Annotated in this window: 18 protein-coding genes, 1 tRNA gene and 1 pseudogene; 5 read left to right on the forward strand and 15 right to left on the reverse strand. The window is 67.6% G+C overall.

Features of this window, described 5'->3' with window-relative positions; genetic code table 11:
• Positions 1-296 precede the first annotated feature (296 nt).
• The 4 genes from FK219_RS05340 to FK219_RS05355 all read right to left on the reverse strand — a co-directional run bounded on the left by FK219_RS05340 (position 297) and on the right by FK219_RS05355 (position 3,084).
• The gene (locus FK219_RS05340; RefSeq protein ID WP_152583276.1) at positions 297-545 is read right to left on the reverse strand and encodes an SHOCT domain-containing protein; all 249 of its coding nucleotides are present in this window, start codon (positions 543-545) and stop codon (positions 297-299) included.
• Positions 542-928, reverse strand: a complete 387-nt coding sequence (locus FK219_RS05345; RefSeq protein ID WP_152583277.1) for a hypothetical protein — start codon at positions 926-928, stop codon at positions 542-544. Before FK219_RS05345 ends, FK219_RS05340 begins: the two co-directional genes overlap by 4 nt.
• Before the next feature lie 241 nt (positions 929-1,169).
• Positions 1,170-1,466, reverse strand: coding sequence for a metal-sensitive transcriptional regulator (locus FK219_RS05350; RefSeq protein ID WP_235923775.1), 297 nt, complete (start codon positions 1,464-1,466; stop codon positions 1,170-1,172).
• A gap of 262 nt (positions 1,467-1,728) precedes the next feature.
• Positions 1,729-3,084 (reverse strand): MBL fold metallo-hydrolase, encoded by a 1,356-nt coding sequence (locus tag FK219_RS05355; RefSeq protein ID WP_152583279.1) that lies wholly within the window; start codon positions 3,082-3,084, stop codon positions 1,729-1,731.
• Between the two features lie 415 nt (positions 3,085-3,499).
• On the opposite strand from FK219_RS05355, the gene cmtR reads away from it, so the two are divergent.
• Both cmtR and FK219_RS05365 read left to right on the forward strand, forming a co-directional pair.
• Positions 3,500-3,859 carry a Cd(II)/Pb(II)-sensing metalloregulatory transcriptional regulator CmtR gene (gene cmtR / locus FK219_RS05360; RefSeq protein ID WP_006590980.1) on the forward strand — a complete coding sequence of 120 codons (360 nt, stop codon included), beginning with the start codon at positions 3,500-3,502 and terminating at the stop codon, positions 3,857-3,859.
• On the forward strand, positions 3,856-4,458 hold the full coding sequence (locus tag FK219_RS05365; protein WP_016997609.1) for a cadmium resistance transporter: 603 nt from the start codon (positions 3,856-3,858) through the stop codon (positions 4,456-4,458). Before cmtR ends, FK219_RS05365 begins: the two co-directional genes overlap by 4 nt.
• 522 nt (positions 4,459-4,980) lie before the next feature.
• Here FK219_RS05365 and FK219_RS14240 read toward each other — a convergent pair.
• A pseudogene (locus FK219_RS14240) lies at positions 4,981-5,289 on the reverse strand (helix-turn-helix domain-containing protein); the annotation flags it as partial.
• A 491-nt stretch (positions 5,290-5,780) separates the two neighbouring features.
• Here FK219_RS14240 and FK219_RS05375 point away from each other — a divergent pair.
• Together FK219_RS05375 and FK219_RS05380 are read left to right on the forward strand one after the other, a co-directional pair.
• Positions 5,781-5,851: transfer RNA gene (locus tag FK219_RS05375), tRNA-Gly, on the forward strand.
• Positions 5,852-6,037: 186 nt separating this feature from the next.
• Positions 6,038-6,433, forward strand: a complete 396-nt coding sequence (locus tag FK219_RS05380) for a hypothetical protein (RefSeq protein WP_152583280.1) — start codon at positions 6,038-6,040, stop codon at positions 6,431-6,433.
• Between the two features lie 27 nt (positions 6,434-6,460).
• Here the strand turns inward: FK219_RS05380 and FK219_RS05385 are convergent, their stop codons facing one another.
• Entirely contained in the window at positions 6,461-7,822 is a 1,362-nt protein-coding gene (locus FK219_RS05385; protein WP_152583281.1) for an ATP-dependent DNA helicase, read from the reverse strand.
• A 71-nt stretch (positions 7,823-7,893) separates the two neighbouring features.
• Between FK219_RS05385 and FK219_RS05390 the strand changes: the two genes are divergently transcribed.
• On the forward strand, positions 7,894-8,844 hold the full coding sequence (locus tag FK219_RS05390) for a hypothetical protein (protein ID WP_152583282.1): 951 nt from the start codon (positions 7,894-7,896) through the stop codon (positions 8,842-8,844).
• A gap of 27 nt (positions 8,845-8,871) precedes the next feature.
• On the opposite strand, the gene FK219_RS05395 is transcribed toward FK219_RS05390, so the two are convergent.
• The 9 genes from FK219_RS05395 to FK219_RS05435 all read right to left on the reverse strand — a co-directional run bounded on the left by FK219_RS05395 (position 8,872) and on the right by FK219_RS05435 (position 15,495).
• Entirely contained in the window at positions 8,872-10,935 is a 2,064-nt protein-coding gene (locus FK219_RS05395; RefSeq protein ID WP_165638060.1) for a cytochrome c oxidase assembly protein, read from the reverse strand.
• A gap of 180 nt (positions 10,936-11,115) precedes the next feature.
• Positions 11,116-11,388, reverse strand: coding sequence for an HU family DNA-binding protein (locus FK219_RS05400; protein ID WP_152583283.1), 273 nt, complete (start codon positions 11,386-11,388; stop codon positions 11,116-11,118).
• Between the two features lie 72 nt (positions 11,389-11,460).
• Positions 11,461-11,766 carry a 30S ribosomal protein S14 gene (gene rpsN, locus FK219_RS05405; RefSeq protein ID WP_100823748.1) on the reverse strand — a complete coding sequence of 102 codons (306 nt, stop codon included), beginning with the start codon at positions 11,764-11,766 and terminating at the stop codon, positions 11,461-11,463.
• 3 nt (positions 11,767-11,769) lie between these two features.
• On the reverse strand, positions 11,770-11,937 hold the full coding sequence (gene rpmG / locus FK219_RS05410; protein ID WP_055857761.1) for a 50S ribosomal protein L33: 168 nt from the start codon (positions 11,935-11,937) through the stop codon (positions 11,770-11,772).
• Positions 11,937-12,173: a 50S ribosomal protein L28 gene (gene rpmB / locus FK219_RS05415; protein WP_152583284.1), complete on the reverse strand. Its 237-nt coding sequence runs from the start codon at positions 12,171-12,173 to the stop codon at positions 11,937-11,939. Before rpmB ends, rpmG begins: the two co-directional genes overlap by 1 nt.
• A gap of 211 nt (positions 12,174-12,384) precedes the next feature.
• Positions 12,385-12,780 (reverse strand): Fur family transcriptional regulator, encoded by a 396-nt coding sequence (locus FK219_RS05420; RefSeq protein WP_152583285.1) that lies wholly within the window; start codon positions 12,778-12,780, stop codon positions 12,385-12,387.
• Complete coding sequence (locus FK219_RS05425) at positions 12,777-13,649, reverse strand: metal ABC transporter permease (RefSeq protein WP_152583286.1); 873 nt, start codon at positions 13,647-13,649, stop codon at positions 12,777-12,779. Before FK219_RS05425 ends, FK219_RS05420 begins: the two co-directional genes overlap by 4 nt.
• Positions 13,646-14,515, reverse strand: coding sequence for a metal ABC transporter ATP-binding protein (locus tag FK219_RS05430; protein ID WP_152583287.1), 870 nt, complete (start codon positions 14,513-14,515; stop codon positions 13,646-13,648). Before FK219_RS05430 ends, FK219_RS05425 begins: the two co-directional genes overlap by 4 nt.
• Positions 14,464-15,495: a metal ABC transporter solute-binding protein, Zn/Mn family gene (locus FK219_RS05435; protein ID WP_152583288.1), complete on the reverse strand. Its 1,032-nt coding sequence runs from the start codon at positions 15,493-15,495 to the stop codon at positions 14,464-14,466. Before FK219_RS05435 ends, FK219_RS05430 begins: the two co-directional genes overlap by 52 nt.
• Positions 15,496-15,601 lie beyond the last annotated feature (106 nt).

A 15,601-nucleotide genomic window follows, 5' to 3' on the forward strand; every position in this document is an offset into this window, starting at 1 on the left:
CGAACACCTGCGCGGCTCCGCACTCGGGTTCCGCAACCTGACCAACTACATCGCCCGAAGCCTGCTCGAGACCGGCGGCTTCAGACCCCAACTCCTACACCCCCGATTGGGATGAGCCAGTTTGAGTTGCAGGGCGCCGTTGACACTGCGCAGGGCCATAGGTTCGGTGAAGCGTTGGGCTGCCGATGGGACAAACCCGGTATTTTCGGTCCAGAAAAGTCCGGCGCCGCCGGCGACGATGCTGACTGTTCCGAGACCACCGAGGATCAGGGCGTGTCGTCGGCTTATGGGCTCCATCAGGTTCCGTCACCGAGAACACGGATTCGTTCCTGATATTCCTCCGTCGTCAGATCCCCTCGGGCATACCGCTCATCGAGCAGCTGTCGGGCGCTGCTACTTTGCCTTGGCATGTTCTGCTCGTCGCGGCGGTCGCGCTTCACGCCACCTCCGAGGGAGCGAACCAAAAGAATGATCAGCAGAACGATCCCGGCGGCGATGAGCACCCCGAACAGCCATCCGCCACCCATCCCGATCCCGTTCATCATGATACGTTCGCCTTTCCTTGATTTTGCTTGGGCTCACCAGTCGGATGGTGGTTTTGCGGGAGCACCGCCATCGTGCTGGCCGGAGCCGAAGCCGAAGCCGAAGCAGGCGTGGGCCTGCTGAGCACCCGGTTCTCGTTCTTGCCCCTTATGGGGTGTGAAGTCTTGATCGGCAACTCGGCTCGGGTATCCGCATCCTCGAGCGCGTGCCCAGGATCGGTCGGGTGATCGCGGCCTTGTGAACGATCGTCGTGGTGACTTGGGCCGTGCCACTTTGATCCGCCGCCGCCGACGAACCGCACAGCCAGAATAGTCAACAGCACCACTGCGACTGCCACAAGTAAGCCGGCTGGCCAAAGACCGTTAATCGACAAGCCCTCAATCATGAGGCGTCTTCCTTTCGGTGAGTTTTAGCTAGGGGCGCACATATGCCCATCTCTCCCATTGGCCGCTGCCCGAGGTAAGCAACGGCGGAGGGCATAACGTCGATGCCAGGGCTCAGCCCGAAAGTGTCGACTCCAGCTGCCGCCATGCCGTTTTTACAGACCAACTCGCAATACCGCCGAAAGAGCGGACGAGTTTCGCCGAAAGCATGAATCAGGAAATGTTCCTTTGGCATGCGATCAGCTACGCCAGGGTAAGAAACAGTTTTTCGAGCTCATCAACGGTCAGGGGCTCGGCCGGGTCATCAGGCGAGGCGATACAGCGTTGCATCGCCGAGGACACAATAGTGAATCCGGCACGGTCGAGGGCTTTTGAGACGGCGGCCAGTTGGATGACGACGTCCCGGCATTGCCCTCCCGATTCGACGGCCGCGATCACGGCGCCGAGCTGGCCCTGTGCCCGGCGCAACCGGTTGAGCACCTTCCGCTGATTTTCTGCGGCGGTTGCCCCGGAAATGGTCATTGTCGCCGGCTGGTTCATGTTGTGCCTTTCGTCGGGTTGGGGTTAGCGGCCGGAAAAGAGCCGGGCGAAGAAACCACCCTTGGCAGACGGTTCGTTTTCATGGCCGCGGCATCGTTGAGCACTCGCAACGCCCCGCATGACCTGGTCAACGTGCTGCCCGCATCCTGCCCACGTTGTTTTCCCGCACTTCTTACACGTAACAGCCCTACACATGCGTTTCCCTTTCGCCTTGAAGTTCGCTCTGCGAATGAACGCGAGCAGAGCGTGAGATGGAGGACGCTCAACCTTTGATGAGGGCGACGCCCGCCGAGGCAGCGTCGGCGAACAGGGCATCAATATGCACAGGATCCTTGCCGCCTCGTTGCAGCAGGCTGGCTGCGATGCCCGCGCGGTAACCGGATCCGCAGTGCACCCAGAGCCGGCCGGCGGGGACCTCCCCGATCCTGGCCAGCAGTTCATGCAACGGGATGTTCACGGCTCCGGGGATGTGCGCGGCATCGTATTCGTCGGTGCGGCGCACATCGAGGATCGTCTCCTCCTCCGGCCGACCGGCGAGCATGCCTTGCCAATCGACACGCGGGTAGGAGGTGACACCGGCCATGGGTGCCAGAGAGGCCGGATCGGTGCCAATGGCGGTGTCCGGAGAATCGATGCCGATGCGGGAAAGATCGCGGATCGCGTTCTCCACATCTTCTCGGGCGCCGACGAGAGTGAGCTTTTTATCCCACGGCAAAATCCAGCCAAGATAGGTGGTGAAATTCGAGCCGTCGCCGTATTCGAAGCTCACCGTGCCCTCCAGATGAGTGCTGGCAAAAGCGACCCGATTGCGGAGATCGACCACCCATTCGTCGTCATCCAGACGACGACTAAGCTCATCCGGATCCAGTGACTCGGGAAGAGTCAGCTCCGCCGGACCGGGGCCCTGCGTGTTGGCCGGGCTCATGTGGGCATAGTACGAAGGGTATGCAGTAAGGTTCGCGATCAATTCCCGCACGAAGTGCTCTTCGTCAGGATCGGTGAGAGCATGATTGGCTTCGATCTGCTCGGCCACCGTGGAGGCGGACGCGCCCGTGGAGGGCCCGGAGGAGCAGAAGGATCCGAAGCCATGTGTCGGGTACAGTGCGGCCTCACCCGCGGCCTCCTGGGCCAGGCGGCGTGCCGAGGCGTATTGGTCGTGGGTGAGCGCAACGGTGTCATCGGCGCTGACCAGATCGGTGCGGCCCACCGATCCGTAGAGCAGGCTGCCGCCGGAAAATACCGCCTGCTCTTCCCCTGCTGTGACGATGTAGGACAAATGAGTGTGGGTGTGTCCGGGGGTCGCGACCGCCGTCACCCGCAGAGAGCCGACCGGGATTGTCTCGCCGTCCGTGATTGGCTGATGCTCAAACTGAACTTCATCCGCTGCGTTGACGAGGTAGACAGCATTCTGGCTTCGTGCCAGCACCAAACCGCCGGTCAGGTAGTCATTGTGCAAATGGGTTTCCGCGACGTGCGTGATTCTCACACCAGCATCCGCCGCAGCTTGCTCAATCCGGTCCGTATCACGTTGAGGATCGACGACCAACGCCACCTCCCCGTCATGCACGAGATACGAGCGGTCTCCAAGCTGAGGAGTATCAATCACAACCACATCCATAAGTTCCTTCTCCTCAACATGCACGAGCGGCCGGGGCAAGCATTGGTCTTTACAGGAAAAACGTTACCCCCCGGGGTATAGCGCTTCCTGTGAACAACAACCCCTACATCAAAGCGGGCTATTCCTGCAATGAAGAAAATCATCGTCGATTCGGTCCGCGACCGAATTCCGTGCACGACCGAAGGCAACGTCGGTGGTTCGGCTTATAGCACAGCGGACCGACCGGCGGCACCGCCATGGAAAGCCGAAAGAACACCGCCATCATTTGGCAAAAGCCACAGGGACAGCCCGCCAGGCGTGCCGTCGTTCCTCTCGATAAGTAGCGGTGGTGTCCGGTGAGGGTTCCCCTTACGGGCATGCAATCTGGGCTGACGCCTGTGACCGAGTGTTCAGTGCGCGCTGTATAGTTCAGTCCATGCTGACTATTGCTTCGCGTCTCGACGTGATGAACCGCCTGGGTCGTGCACTGGCCGACCCCACTCGATCCCGGATCATCTTGACCCTGCTCGACCATCCCGCTTACCCGGCGGAACTGGCCCGAGATCTGGACCTGACACGCCCGAACGTGTCCAACCACCTGGCATGCCTGCGCGATTGCGGGATCGTCGTCTCCGAGCCCGAGGGCCGTCGGACACGATATGAGATCGCCGATTCGCACCTGGCGCAGGCGCTGACGGCACTGGTCGATGCCACCCTGGCAGTGGACGAAGACGCCCCGTGCATCGATCCCGCCTGCTCGCTTCCCGGATGCGACGCAGCTGGGGAGGGCGCATGATCCTCACCTCGGTCTTGCAGGCGATGGGCCTGTTCGCAGCGACCAACATCGACGACATCATCGTGCTCTCCCTCTTCTTCGCGCGAGGGGCAGGCCAGCGCGGCACTACCGCCCGCATTCTGGCTGGCCAGTACCTCGGATTCGCAGGCATCCTCGGTGCCGCGGTCCTGGTGACCATCGGTGCCGGAGCATTCCTGCCCTCGGCAGCCATCCCGTACTTCGGTCTCATCCCTCTGGGCCTCGGCCTCTGGGCCGCATGGCAGGCCTGGCGCGGAGACGATGACGACGATGACGACGAGGCCAAGGTTGCCGGCAAGAAGGTCGGCGTGTGGACAGTCGCAGGCGTCACCCTTGCCAACGGCGGCGACAACATCGGCGTCTACACCCCTGTCTTCCTCAGCGTGGAACCTCTCGCAGTAGTCGCCTACTGCATCGTCTTCCTCGCGCTCGTCGCGGTCCTGGTGGCCCTGGCAAAGTTCGTCGCCACCCGCCCCCCGATCGCCGAAGTGCTCGAACGCTGGGAGCACATCCTCTTCCCCATCGTTCTCATCGGCCTCGGCATCGTGATCCTCGTCAGCGGCGGAGCCTTCGGACTCTGACGTAGCGGCAGCGATCCAAACGGCCCCGACCGGGCGCACCCCTCTCGGTTCAGACCGCGACACCTACCTGCAGCCAGTCCTGCGTGATCGCGGCAACAAGACCGCCACGGAGCGCTGCAAAAACCCCGCCACCAAGCGAACGAAGCCACAGGTCATGCCCTTGAACTCCGGATCCCGCGGCGGAGCCAACACGATCCGGGTCGCGAGGGTCCCCGCGAACGCGGCTGCCGCCGCGGTGACCTTCCCCTTCCCACCGATCGCGGCCTCCCGGTCCCAGACCAGCGTCTTGGACACCGCGCCGACCTGCGAGATCAGCTGCCACATTCCCGCTAGCAGATCCCCGGCCTGACGCGAGGGCAACATCACCGCGGTGAGGAACCGAGAAAACGTGAGCGTCATCACCAGAACCGGCAACATTGCCGCCTGCCCGAACCCGACCGGGATCCGCGGCTCAGGGAACCACAGGTCCATCTGCGCCGCGACGCCGGGCTCGTGCACGAGCCGGTCGGCCGGATCGACACCGACATACTCTGGACGGATCTGCCGCAGCCGGTCCTTGAGGATCGTGATCGAGTGTTCCCACCCGATCCGCTCCGCGATCACCGTCGCCGGCATCTTCGCGTCCACCATCAGCAGCTTCCGCACCTCCGGCTCCACGGCATCAACCAGCGACCCCCTCGAGGGCCGCTGATACGACGGCGGCCCCTCGGACGCCAACGCCGCACGCACCGTGTTCCGAGCGACCCCGAGATACCGCACGATCGCCTTGATCGGCATGCCCTCGGCCTTATGCAGTCGGCGGATCTCCGCCCAATCTTCCACTGAAATCACCCTCCAAGAGTGTCGGAGGGGTCAACATTCACCCGTCGCCACCGGGTCAGTATTCACGCGACGTCGACACCTGGTCCTGCCTCAATGGCTCGCCGGGTTTGGAGGAGACGGTGGGCGGGTGTTCGATGCGGTCGCGCTCGTTATTGGGCACGGTGTGCTCCTGTTCTTGGAGCACGGTGCTCCAAGTACTGATACGCCGTAGGAGCCGGAGTCACCACCTTGGTCTTCTCTGGCGCGGGGTGTTTAGCGCGCCCGCCCTCGAAGAAGGCCCGCTCCGGGCCTTCCGCGTTTAGCGCAGGCCTCGCTGTTTAGCGCGACGAGGCTTCAGCGTTCAGCGCATACGGAACACGTTTAGCGCGAACAGCGCCGAACCCCTGAGCAGGCAACTGCGCTTCGCTGATCCCGTGCCACCGGCGTGCCTTGAGAGATGGCACGACCCGGGTAAGCTGAACACTGCAAGAGGCCTGATAAATCAAGAAATAAGGCCCTTCGGGGATGTAGTTCAATGGTAGAACTTCAGCTTCCCAAGCTGATAGCGCGGGTTCGATTCCCGTCATCCCCTCTGACCCGCCGACAGTCATCTCGGCACACTGCTCGACGCGCAGACGCTCACCGCGTCTGCGGGGTTCGATTCCCGTCATCCCCTTTGTGTTTGCTTCTGGCTGCGCCGCCGCTCCTGCGGCTCAGTACGCTGCGGGCAAACCGATTCCGCGGGGGCACCGAATGACGGATGTTAGGGGAGGTCACCATGTCCAGGAGCACCGCACGCATCGTCGCCGGTGTTCTGGCTGTGCCGGCGCTGCTGTGGGGAGTCGCGCTGGTGGTGATCGTGACGGCGGACCTGCCGCCGCTCGGGGGAGCGGCCGCAGGCCTGCCGATCGCGAGCGTCGCACTTATGTCGCTGTCGGGAGCGATCGTTGCGGCCATCGTGGCGAGGCGGGGGCGTGAGCATCGGGGGGATGCTCCGCCCCGGCCCTTCGCCGCTGCGACCATCACGGCGAGCGCCGTCGTCGTCGCCTCGGCGATCGCCCTCGCGCTCGGGCCGGTGGTGACACCCGCTCCCGCCGTCGCCGACCCCGGGATCGGGACCGAGCAGCGCATCGTCTTCGGCGACCACAGCGGGCACGTCGGCTACGAGCCCTAGGCGCGAGAGTCCGCGCACGGGTCACCGCTACGCGGCGGGGCCGTCCACCGCTCGACCTATGAGGGGCTCGACGTCGGCCATGAAGCGGCGCACGTTGTCGTCGACGATGATGTCGCTCGGGCGCAGCGGGCGCGTGAGGTGCAGCCCCTCGAGCGATCGGATGCGGCTGAGCGCCACGTAGGTCTGGCCGGGAGCGAACGCGCGCGGGCCGAGGTCGACGATCGCCTGGTCGTAGGTGGAGCCCTGCGATTTGTGGATCGTGACCGCCCACGCGAGACGCAGGGGAAACTGCGTGAACTCGGCGATGACGTCCTTGCTCACCGACTTCTTCGCCGAGGAGTAGGTGTACTTGTACTTCTCCCACGTCGCCGGCAGCACCTCGTGGCTCTCGCCGTCGACTTCGACGCGCACCGTGCGACCGATGCTCTCGACCGTGCCGAGCGTGCCGTTCACCCACCGCGGCGGCCCGTCGCCGCTCGTGTCGTTGCGCAGGAACATCACCTGCGCTCCCACCTTGAGCTCGAGCTGCTCGTCCGCCGGGTAGCCGCCCGCCCCGCCGAACTCGCCGATGATCTCGGCACGGGCGGTCTTGGAGTCTCCGGGCAGGCGGCGCAGGGCATCCCGATTGATGCGCGTGACGGTCGCGTTCGTCGTCGCGAGGGTCAGCACGCCCTCCTCGGGTGCGGGGCGCGAGCCGGCCTCGTTGAGGGCGCGCCCGATCTCGGGCGTGACGGTGCCGTGGCGCACGGCGGTGAGCATGGCGCGAAAGTCGGCGTCCTGCTGACGGTGGATGGTCTGCAGCTCGACGATGCGCAGATCCGTGTACTGCCACACGGCCGCATCGAAGAACCACATCGAGCGGTAGTGGTCGGCGTAGTAGGCGCGCTCTCCCTCATCGCGGCCCGGCACGGGGGGGAGCTGGTACGGGTCGCCGAAGAGCACGACCTGAGCCCCGCCGAAGGGCTCGTGGCGACGGGCGCGCGACTGGCGCAGGCGACGGTCGATCGCGTCCATGAGGTCGGCGCTCACCATCGAGACCTCGTCGATGACGACGGTGTCGACGCTCGCGAGCAGCCGGCGCAGCTCCGGCGGATCGTCGAGGTCGTGATCCGCGATGAGCCCGATGGGCAGTCGGAAGAGTGAGTGGATCGTCTGCCCGCCCACGTTCAGTGCGGCGACCCCCGTCGGCGCGCACACGATCGCCGTGCGGTCCGTCGTCGTCAGGTAGGTCTCGAGCAGGGTCGACTTGCCGGTGCCCGCGCGGCCCGTGACGAAGACGTGGTCGCGCGTCGACTCAATGAGCTCGAGCACGGCGGACTGCTCGGGGCTCAGCGTGGTGCCGTCGGGCGAGCGCCTCGCGCCGTCCGCTACCGCGTCGGGTGCCGCCATGACGCTCCTGCCTGCGTTCGGGAGCCTCCACTGTATCCGGCGAGCTGCTGCACGAACCGTAGGCTGAGGGCATGAAGCGGGCACCCCTGGTCTGGGGAGGAGCGGTGGCGGCAGTGGCCGCAGCGGGCGCGGGCCTGCTCGCCCTCGTCATCGGCGCCACGGCCACGCCGGAGGCACACGTCGAGCGTTATCTGCAGGCGCTCGCGGCCGATGACCTCGTGACCGCCTCGCGCCTCGCCGGACTCCCCGAGGGGTCGCCCACCCCGGTCGGCGACGCCGGCGAGCCCGCCGTGCTCGCCGTGCTCGGCCGCATCGAGCGCGGAGACGACCGGGTCGCCATCATCGCGGAGTACGGGGGCCCCACGGATGCGGCCACCGTCATCCTCACCCTCGCCCCCGCCGAGCCCCTGCTCGGCATCATCCCGCAGTGGAGCTTCACGACCCCTCCCGTGCGCAGCCTCGAGGTCGGCGTGGACCAGCACGACGAGTTCCTCATCAACGACGAGCGCCTCGCCGCTGCCGCCGCGGGCGAGACCGCCCGCGTCACCGGGTTCGTGCCCGCGCGGCTCGAGATCGGCATCGCCGACCCCTACGTCGACGGTCGGTCGGTGAGCGTGCGCCTCACCGGTGCCGCGCCCCGCGTCGTCGTGCTCGAGGCCGAGCCGACCGCGCGGCTCGAGCGCGGCGTGCTGCAGGAGGTCGAGGCGTTCCTCGCCGACTGCGTCGAGCAGGAGGTCCTGCAGCCGGCCGGCTGCCCCTTCGGCCGAGCGATCGACGACCGCGTGCTCGGGCTGCCGCAGTGGGAGCTCGTGAGCGACCCGGTCGTGTCTCTCACCGCATCGTCGACTCCCGGCACGTGGGAGGTGCGTGCTCTCGCCGAGGTGGGCCTGCGCGTGACGGTGCAGCGCTTGTTCGACGGGCGCATCTCCGATGTCGACACGACCCTCACGGCCACAATCACGGGCGAGGTGGTCATGCGAGACGGCATGCCCCGGCTGACGATCGCCCCGCCGCGCAGCTAGATGATGCGCTGCTAGGAGGCGTCGAGCCTAGGAACGGGTGCGATCGGCGCGTTGCGCGAGCATGTCGTTGTAGGCATGCAGCTCGGCGTCGCCGTCGCGCTCCGCCTGCCGGTCGCGCCGCTTCGACTCGCGACTGTCGGATCGGCTCCACGACAGCATGACGAGCAGCGCGAGCGCGAGGGTCGGAATCTCGCCGACGCTCCACGCGATGCCACCGCCGGTCTGCTGGTCGGCGAGCGGCGCCTGACCCCACTCGCGGCCCATCGCTCCGTACCACTCCGGCAGCAGGAGGCCCGTGCCCGTGAGCAGGAAGAGTCCGAAGAAGGCGTGGAACGCCATGGTCGCCATGAGGATGAGCAACCGGATCGGGTACGGCGGCCGAGAGGGGGCGGGGTCGATGCCGATGAGCGCATTGACGAAGAGGAAGCCGCTCAGCAGGAAGTGCAGGATCATCCACTGGTGCCCCACATGATCGGTCACAGCCCACGAGAACAGGGGCGAGTAGTAGAACGCGAGGAGCGACACGGCGAACACGACGGCTGCGACGAGGGGGTGCCCGACGACACCGGCGAAGCGCGAGTGGACGATCGCGAGAATCCACTCCCGCGGCCCCCTCGACCCGTCGGTGCGCGCGTGGATCGCGCGCGCCGCGAGAGTCACGGGCGCGGCGAGCACGAGCAGCACGGGAATCGCCATGCTCAGCAGCATGTGCCCGAGCATGTGCACGCTGAACAGGTACGGCTCGTAGACGGCGAACCCTCCGCTCGTCACCGCGAACAGCATCGCCATGCCCGCGACCCACAGGATCGTGCGGTGCACGGGCCAGCGGTCGCCACGCCGGTGGAGTCGCCACGCGCCGGCCAAATAGAAGAAGGCGCCGAAGACGGCGAGGAGCGCCCACAGCAGGTTGAGATCCCACTCCGTCGCGAGTCGCCACGGCTCGAACGGCGGCGGCAGGGGCGAGCCCGTGAGCAGCTCGGCGGGCGTCGGGTCGGCGAGTTCCTCGGCGGGTACCTCCTCGACGGGAGGCGCGGTGCGCGCGAGCGCCGTGGCGATGCCGGAGGCCGCGCCCATGACGACGAGCTCGGCGACGACGATCGCCCACAGGGATGCTCGGGGCCGGACCGCGCGCTGCACGCGAGCGATGAGCACGCCGCGGTAGGCGGCGCCGAACGCCCCGAGTGCGACGAGCGAGACGACCTTGGCGATGAGGAGCGCGCCGTACGGCGTTGCGAGACCCTCGAGCGTGCCGACGCGGATCTGCGCGCTCACGAGCCCGGAGACCGCGACGACGATGAAGGCAATGAGGGCGAGGGTCGAGTAGCGCGCGAGCACAGCGCCGAGTCGATCGCCGAGAGCGCGGCGCGCGAGCACGAGAGTGAGCAGGCCCCCAACCCAGACGGCCGCGAAGACGCTGTGCAGGTACACGGCCGTGACCGCCGCGTCGTGGTCGGCCGTGCCGCCCGCGTGCCCCGTCTGCGCGACCGGCCACACGGCGGCGACGGCGAGCACGAGCACACCGGCCAGGAGCGCGGGCGAGCGCACGGCGAAGCACAGCACCGTGACGACGGCCGCCATGAGCGCGGTCGCGAGCCACGCCTGCCCGAGCTCGCGCTCGGTGAAGAATGAGGCGAGCAGCTGGCCGAAGCGGTCGTCGAGCGTGATCGGCTCGAGGAAGACGCTGAGGAAGATGAAGAACCCCGTGGCGCCGGCCCCGAGTGCCCACAGGGCCGCGCCCGCCGCCGCCACGTCGAGTGCGCGATCGTAGGCGGGCGTGTCGCGCGCGAGCGCGAGGAGTGACAGGAGGAGCGCGCCGATCGCGGCGGAAGCGCCGAGCGTCGTCGCGAGCTTCGCGATCGGCAGTCCGTAGCGCACGACCGGTCCGGGGTCGAGCACGAGGGGAGCCTCGGCGGCCCCACCGACGACGAGGGAGACGAGGAGGGCGAGGAGAGCGGCGGCGCCGAGGGCGACGATGGCGAGCACTCCCCACGGGAGGCCCTCGCGCTCGACAGGGCCCGAACCGGGGCCGCCGGGGGCGCGGCGCGCGGCAGCACTCTGCGTCGTGCGGGTCGCGGGTGGCGACGTCGTCATGCGGGCGGCCTTCCTACTCTCCTCGAGGCTAGACGACGCCGCTGAGGACGAGGCGAGCCGAGCATCCCGTCTCGCCGTCGTGAGCCGCCCGGCACCGCTGGCCACAGACTGCGCCCACACAAAAAAGGCGGCCCCGCGCGATGCGCGGAGCCGCCTGATCGTCAGGTACGGGGGTGAACCCTACTTGGCAGCGGCCTTGAGCTTGCTGCCGGCGCTGACCTTCACGCCGTAGGACGCGGCGATCTGGATCGTCTCACCCGTCTGGGGGTTGCGGCCCTGGCGCGCCGAGCGGTGGGTGCGCTCGAAAGCGATCCACCCGGGGATCGAGACCTTGGTGCCACTGGCGACGGCGCCGGAGACGACCGAGAACAGGGCGTCGACGGTGCGGTTGACGTCAGCCTGGCTCAGGCCGGACTCAGCGGCCACTGCGGCGACGAGCTCGGAACGGTTCATGGTGTCCTCCTCGGACCTCAGTTGTGCTGGAGACGACTCTCCAGCAGTGTGTGCTGTCGAGCCGCCTTGACGCTACCAGCTTGACTTGGTGATTCCGGGCAACTCACCACGGTGAGCCATATCCCGGAAGCGGACGCGCGAGATGCCGTACTTGGTGAGGACACCGCGCGGGCGGCCGTCGATCGCGTCGCGCGAGCGGACGCGGACGGGGGACGCGTTGCGGGGCAGCTTCTGCAGACCCTTGCGCGCGGCCTCGCGGGACTCGTCGGTGCCGTTCGGGTCGACGAGGGCCTTCTTCAGCTCGAGTCGCTTCGCGGCGTAGCGCTCCACGACGATCTTGCGCTGCTCGTTGCGCGCGATTTTGCTCTTCTTCGCCATGACTTAGCGCTCCTCGCGGAATTCGACGTGCTTGCGGATGACCGGGTCGTACTTCTTGAGCACGAGGCGGTCGGGGTCGTTGCGACGGTTCTTGCGGGTCACGTAGGTGTACCCGGTGCCGGCGGTCGACCGAAGCTTGATGATGGGACGGACGTCCTGCTGCTTGGCCACTAGATCTTCTCCCCGCGGGCGATGAGGTCCTTGACGACGGACTCGATGCCGCGCGCGTCGATCACCTTGATGCCCTTCGCCGACAGGGTCAGCGTGACGTTACGGCGAAGCGACGGCACGAAGTACGTCTTCTTCTGGATGTTCGGGTCGAACCGGCGCTTGGTGCGGCGGTGCGAGTGCGAGATGTTGTGTCCGAAACCGGGAACGGCTCCGGTCACCTGGCAGACGGCTGCCATGGCTCCTCTTTTCTTCTGGGCTACCGTGCGGCGAACGCCGCACCCAAGGTCACTTGTCGGCACGCAGATCTGAACCGGTTCCGGTCGTGTAGCGGGTGACCGGGGAACAGTGCGCACAAGGACGAGCGGATGTCCGCTCGGCACAATCGCCTAGCTTACGTCCTGCAGGGCCCGTGTCGCAACGCGGAGGCCGGGGCGCTCGGGGGCGCGGCTACTGCTGCCGGGCATCCGCGGTGCACTGCGGGCACAGGCCGAAGACATCCACGACGTGCTCGGCCGCCGTGAAGCCGTGCTCGGTCGCGACGCCGCGCGCCCACGACTCGACCGCGGCGGCCTCGATCTCGACCGTCATGCCGCAGCGGCGGCAGATGAGGTGGTGGTGGTGGCTGCCCGGCGTGCACGCGCGGTAGAGCGCCTCGCCCTCCTGCTGCAGCGAGTCGGCTTCGCCCTCCTCCGTGAGGTCGGTGAGCGCCCGGTAGACGGTGGCGAGGCCGATCGTCGAGCCCGAATCGCGCAGCGAGCCGTGCAGGGCTTGAGCGCTCACGAAACCCTCGGCCGTCGAGAGGGCCGTGCGTACTGCCTCGCGCTGCCACGTGTTCCGCTTCATGTCGCCTCCAGCGTACGCCGCGACGGTGCTGACAGGCGGCGCGAGGTCGCCGAGAGGCGACGGGAGCCGACGATGCGGCACACGACGTAGATCGCGAACGAGATGGTCGTGATGTAGGGGCTGATGGGGAGCGAGCCGCCGATCGCGAGCAGGATGCCCCCCACGGCCGAGACGAAGCCGAAGACCATGCTGAGCACGGGCACGAGCACGGGGGAGCTAGAGACGCGCAGAGCGGCGGCGGCCGGCGTCACGAGCAGGGCGAGCACGAGGAGCGCCCCGATGACCTGCACCGAGACGGCGACTGCGAGGCCCAGGAGCACCATGAAGATGAAGGAGAGCGGGCGCCCCGGCACCCCGCGAGCGTGGGCGACCTCGGGATCGAGGCTGTCGAACGTGAGAGGGCGCCACACGACGATCAGCACGAGGAGCACGAGCACGCTGATCGTGATGAGCAGTCCGAGCTGCGGGATGTCGACGCTGATGATCTGGCCCGTGAGCAGCCCGAACTTGTTGCCGCTGCGCCCCGGGTAGAGGGCGAGGAAGAGGATGCCGAGCCCGAGCCCGAAGGGCATGAGCACGCCGATGATCGAGTTGCGGTCGCGCGCCCGCGCGCCGAGGAGTCCGATGAGCGCGGCGGCGACGAGGGAGCCGACGAGGGAGCCCGCGACGACGTTGAGGCCCAGAAGGAGGGCAGCGGCAGCGCCTGCGAAGGAGAGCTCGCTGATGCCGTGCACCGCGAACGCCATGTCGCGCTGCATGACGAAGACGCCGATGAGCCCGCCGAGGATGCCGAGGACGGCGGCGGCGATGATCGAGTTCTGCACGAGCGCGAGCAGCTGCACGTACGTCTCCCAGTCGACCGTGATCATGCGATCACCTCGTGGTGGTGGTCGCCGTCGGGCACGCCCACGACGATGACACGGCCCCGCGAACGGATGACCTCGACGCTCGTGCCGTACAGGCCGCTCAGCACGTCGTCGCGCAGCACCTCGTCGGGAGTGCCGATCGTGAAGCGGCCCTGGGCGAGGTACAGGATGCGGTCGACCATGCCGAGCACGGGGTTCACATCGTGGGTGACGAAGACGACGGCTGTGCCGTGGTCGCGCCGACGCGCGTCGATGAGCTCGCTCACCTCGCGCTGGTGGTGCAGGTCGAGGCTCATGAGCGGCTCATCGCACAACAGCAGCACCGGGTCGTCGGCGAGAGACTGGGCGACCCGCAGGCGCTGCTGCTCGCCGCCCGAGAGAGTGCCGAGGGGTCGGTCGGCATAGGCGTCGGCTCCGACCGCGGTGAGCAGGGCATCCACGCGATCGTGGTCGGCGCGCGTCGCGATCGGCGGACCCCAGCGGTGACCGTTGACGCCCAGCATGACCAGGTCGCGGCCGCGCAGGGGAGTGCCCGGCGGCACGATCTTCTGCTGGGGAATGTAGCCGACGCGGCGTGCGCCACGACGAGCGGGATGCCCGGCCACGAGCACCTCGCCCGCGTCGAGCCGCTGCTGCCCGAGCATCGCGCGCAGCAGGCTCGTCTTGCCCGAGCCGTTCGCGCCGAGGACGGCGAGGAACTCGCCGGGCGCGATGTCGAGGTCGAGCCCGCTCCACAGCCCGCGGCCGCCGAAGCCGAGAGCCCCACCGCGGATGCTGAGAACCGGGGCGGGGCGTTCGGAGCCGAGAGTGTCGGGTGTCACGCGGCCGTCAGCGCCGACTCCACGGCCTCGACGTTCGCGCGCATCCATGACACGTAGTCTTCCCCCTCCGGGAGGGTTTCGACGAACGAGACCACCGCGATGCCCGCAGCCTCCGCGGCGTCGCGCACGCGCTGGGTCTCCGGGCTCTCGGTCTGCTCGTTGTAGGCGAGCAAGCGCACGTCTCCCGAGTCGATGAGGTCGAGGGTCTGCTGGAGCGCGAGCGGGGGTACGTCGGCACCCTCCTCGATCGCCTCGGAGAACTCCTCGGGCGTGCCGTCCTCGAAGCCGAGCTCGGCCAGCAGGTACACGGGCACGGGCTCCGTCGCGGCGACGGTGCCGCCCCCGAGGAAGCCGGCGAGCGCCTCCATGTCGGCCTCGAGGGACTCGAGGTCAGTCAGGAAGGCGGCGAGGTTGCTCTCGTAGGAGGCCGCGTTGTCGGCGTCCGTCTCCACGAGCGCCTCGGTGATGGCCTCGGCCACGTGCGCGATGCTGTGCACGTCGTACCAGACGTGCTCGTTGAGGCCCTCGATGTGGCCGTGGTCGTCGGCGTGATCGTCGGCGTGGTCGTCGCCGGCGTGGTCGTCGCTGTGGTCCTCGCCCGCGTGCTCCTCCTCGGCGTGGTCCTCGTCACCGTGAGCTTCCTCGGCGTGGTCCTCCTCGAGGAGTCCGCTCGCCTCGACGGCGGAGATGACGATCGCGCTCGAGCCGGAGCCGTCGACGAGCACGTCGACGAAGGGGTCGTAGCCGCCGCCGTTCTCGATGACGATGTCGGCGTTGGCGATCGCCAGCTGGTCTTGCGCACTCGCCTCGTAGCTGTGCGGGTCGATCGCGGCGCTCTCGATGATGCTCGTGACGGTCGCGAGGTCCCCCGCGAGCGACTGCGCGATGTCGCCGTACACGTTCGTGGAGGCGACGACGGAGAGGCCTTCGGCGTCGTCCGCGGGGGCGGGGCTCGCACAGCCGGCGAGGGCGACCGCGACGATGCCGCTCGTGAGGAGGGCGGGAAGGGAACGGGCGGAAGAGGTCATGGGAAGAGAGTAGGGCTTATCGAGAACGGTTGTCAAAACCATTCTCAATAGGGTTGTGCGATATTCGTCTGGGCGCTGCCTCAGGGTGCGCAGCTAGCGTTCGGGC

The organism is Microcella pacifica (assembly GCF_009371975.2).
GTDB lineage: Bacteria > Actinomycetota > Actinomycetes > Actinomycetales > Microbacteriaceae > Microcella > Microcella pacifica.

Coding starts and splice junctions, on each gene's coding strand:
- FK219_RS05340 (WP_152583276.1), bottom strand. CDS start 545: ATGATGAACGGGATCGGGATGGGTGGCGGATGGCTGTTCGGGGTGCTC.
- FK219_RS05345 (WP_152583277.1), bottom strand. CDS start 928: ATGATTGAGGGCTTGTCGATTAACGGTCTTTGGCCAGCCGGCTTACTT.
- FK219_RS05350 (WP_235923775.1), bottom strand. CDS start 1,466: ATGAACCAGCCGGCGACAATGACCATTTCCGGGGCAACCGCCGCAGAA.
- FK219_RS05355 (WP_152583279.1), bottom strand. CDS start 3,084: ATGGATGTGGTTGTGATTGATACTCCTCAGCTTGGAGACCGCTCGTAT.
- cmtR (WP_006590980.1), top strand. CDS start 3,500: ATGCTGACTATTGCTTCGCGTCTCGACGTGATGAACCGCCTGGGTCGT.
- FK219_RS05365 (WP_016997609.1), top strand. CDS start 3,856: ATGATCCTCACCTCGGTCTTGCAGGCGATGGGCCTGTTCGCAGCGACC.
- FK219_RS05380 (WP_152583280.1), top strand. CDS start 6,038: ATGTCCAGGAGCACCGCACGCATCGTCGCCGGTGTTCTGGCTGTGCCG.
- FK219_RS05385 (WP_152583281.1), bottom strand. CDS start 7,822: ATGGCGGCACCCGACGCGGTAGCGGACGGCGCGAGGCGCTCGCCCGAC.
- FK219_RS05390 (WP_152583282.1), top strand. CDS start 7,894: ATGAAGCGGGCACCCCTGGTCTGGGGAGGAGCGGTGGCGGCAGTGGCC.
- FK219_RS05395 (WP_165638060.1), bottom strand. CDS start 10,935: ATGACGACGTCGCCACCCGCGACCCGCACGACGCAGAGTGCTGCCGCG.
- FK219_RS05400 (WP_152583283.1), bottom strand. CDS start 11,388: ATGAACCGTTCCGAGCTCGTCGCCGCAGTGGCCGCTGAGTCCGGCCTG.
- rpsN (WP_100823748.1), bottom strand. CDS start 11,766: ATGGCGAAGAAGAGCAAAATCGCGCGCAACGAGCAGCGCAAGATCGTC.
- rpmB (WP_152583284.1), bottom strand. CDS start 12,173: ATGGCAGCCGTCTGCCAGGTGACCGGAGCCGTTCCCGGTTTCGGACAC.
- FK219_RS05420 (WP_152583285.1), bottom strand. CDS start 12,780: ATGAAGCGGAACACGTGGCAGCGCGAGGCAGTACGCACGGCCCTCTCG.
- FK219_RS05425 (WP_152583286.1), bottom strand. CDS start 13,649: ATGATCACGGTCGACTGGGAGACGTACGTGCAGCTGCTCGCGCTCGTG.
- FK219_RS05430 (WP_152583287.1), bottom strand. CDS start 14,515: ATGGATGCGCGCGAACGTCGAGGCCGTGGAGTCGGCGCTGACGGCCGC.
- FK219_RS05435 (WP_152583288.1), bottom strand. CDS start 15,495: ATGACCTCTTCCGCCCGTTCCCTTCCCGCCCTCCTCACGAGCGGCATC.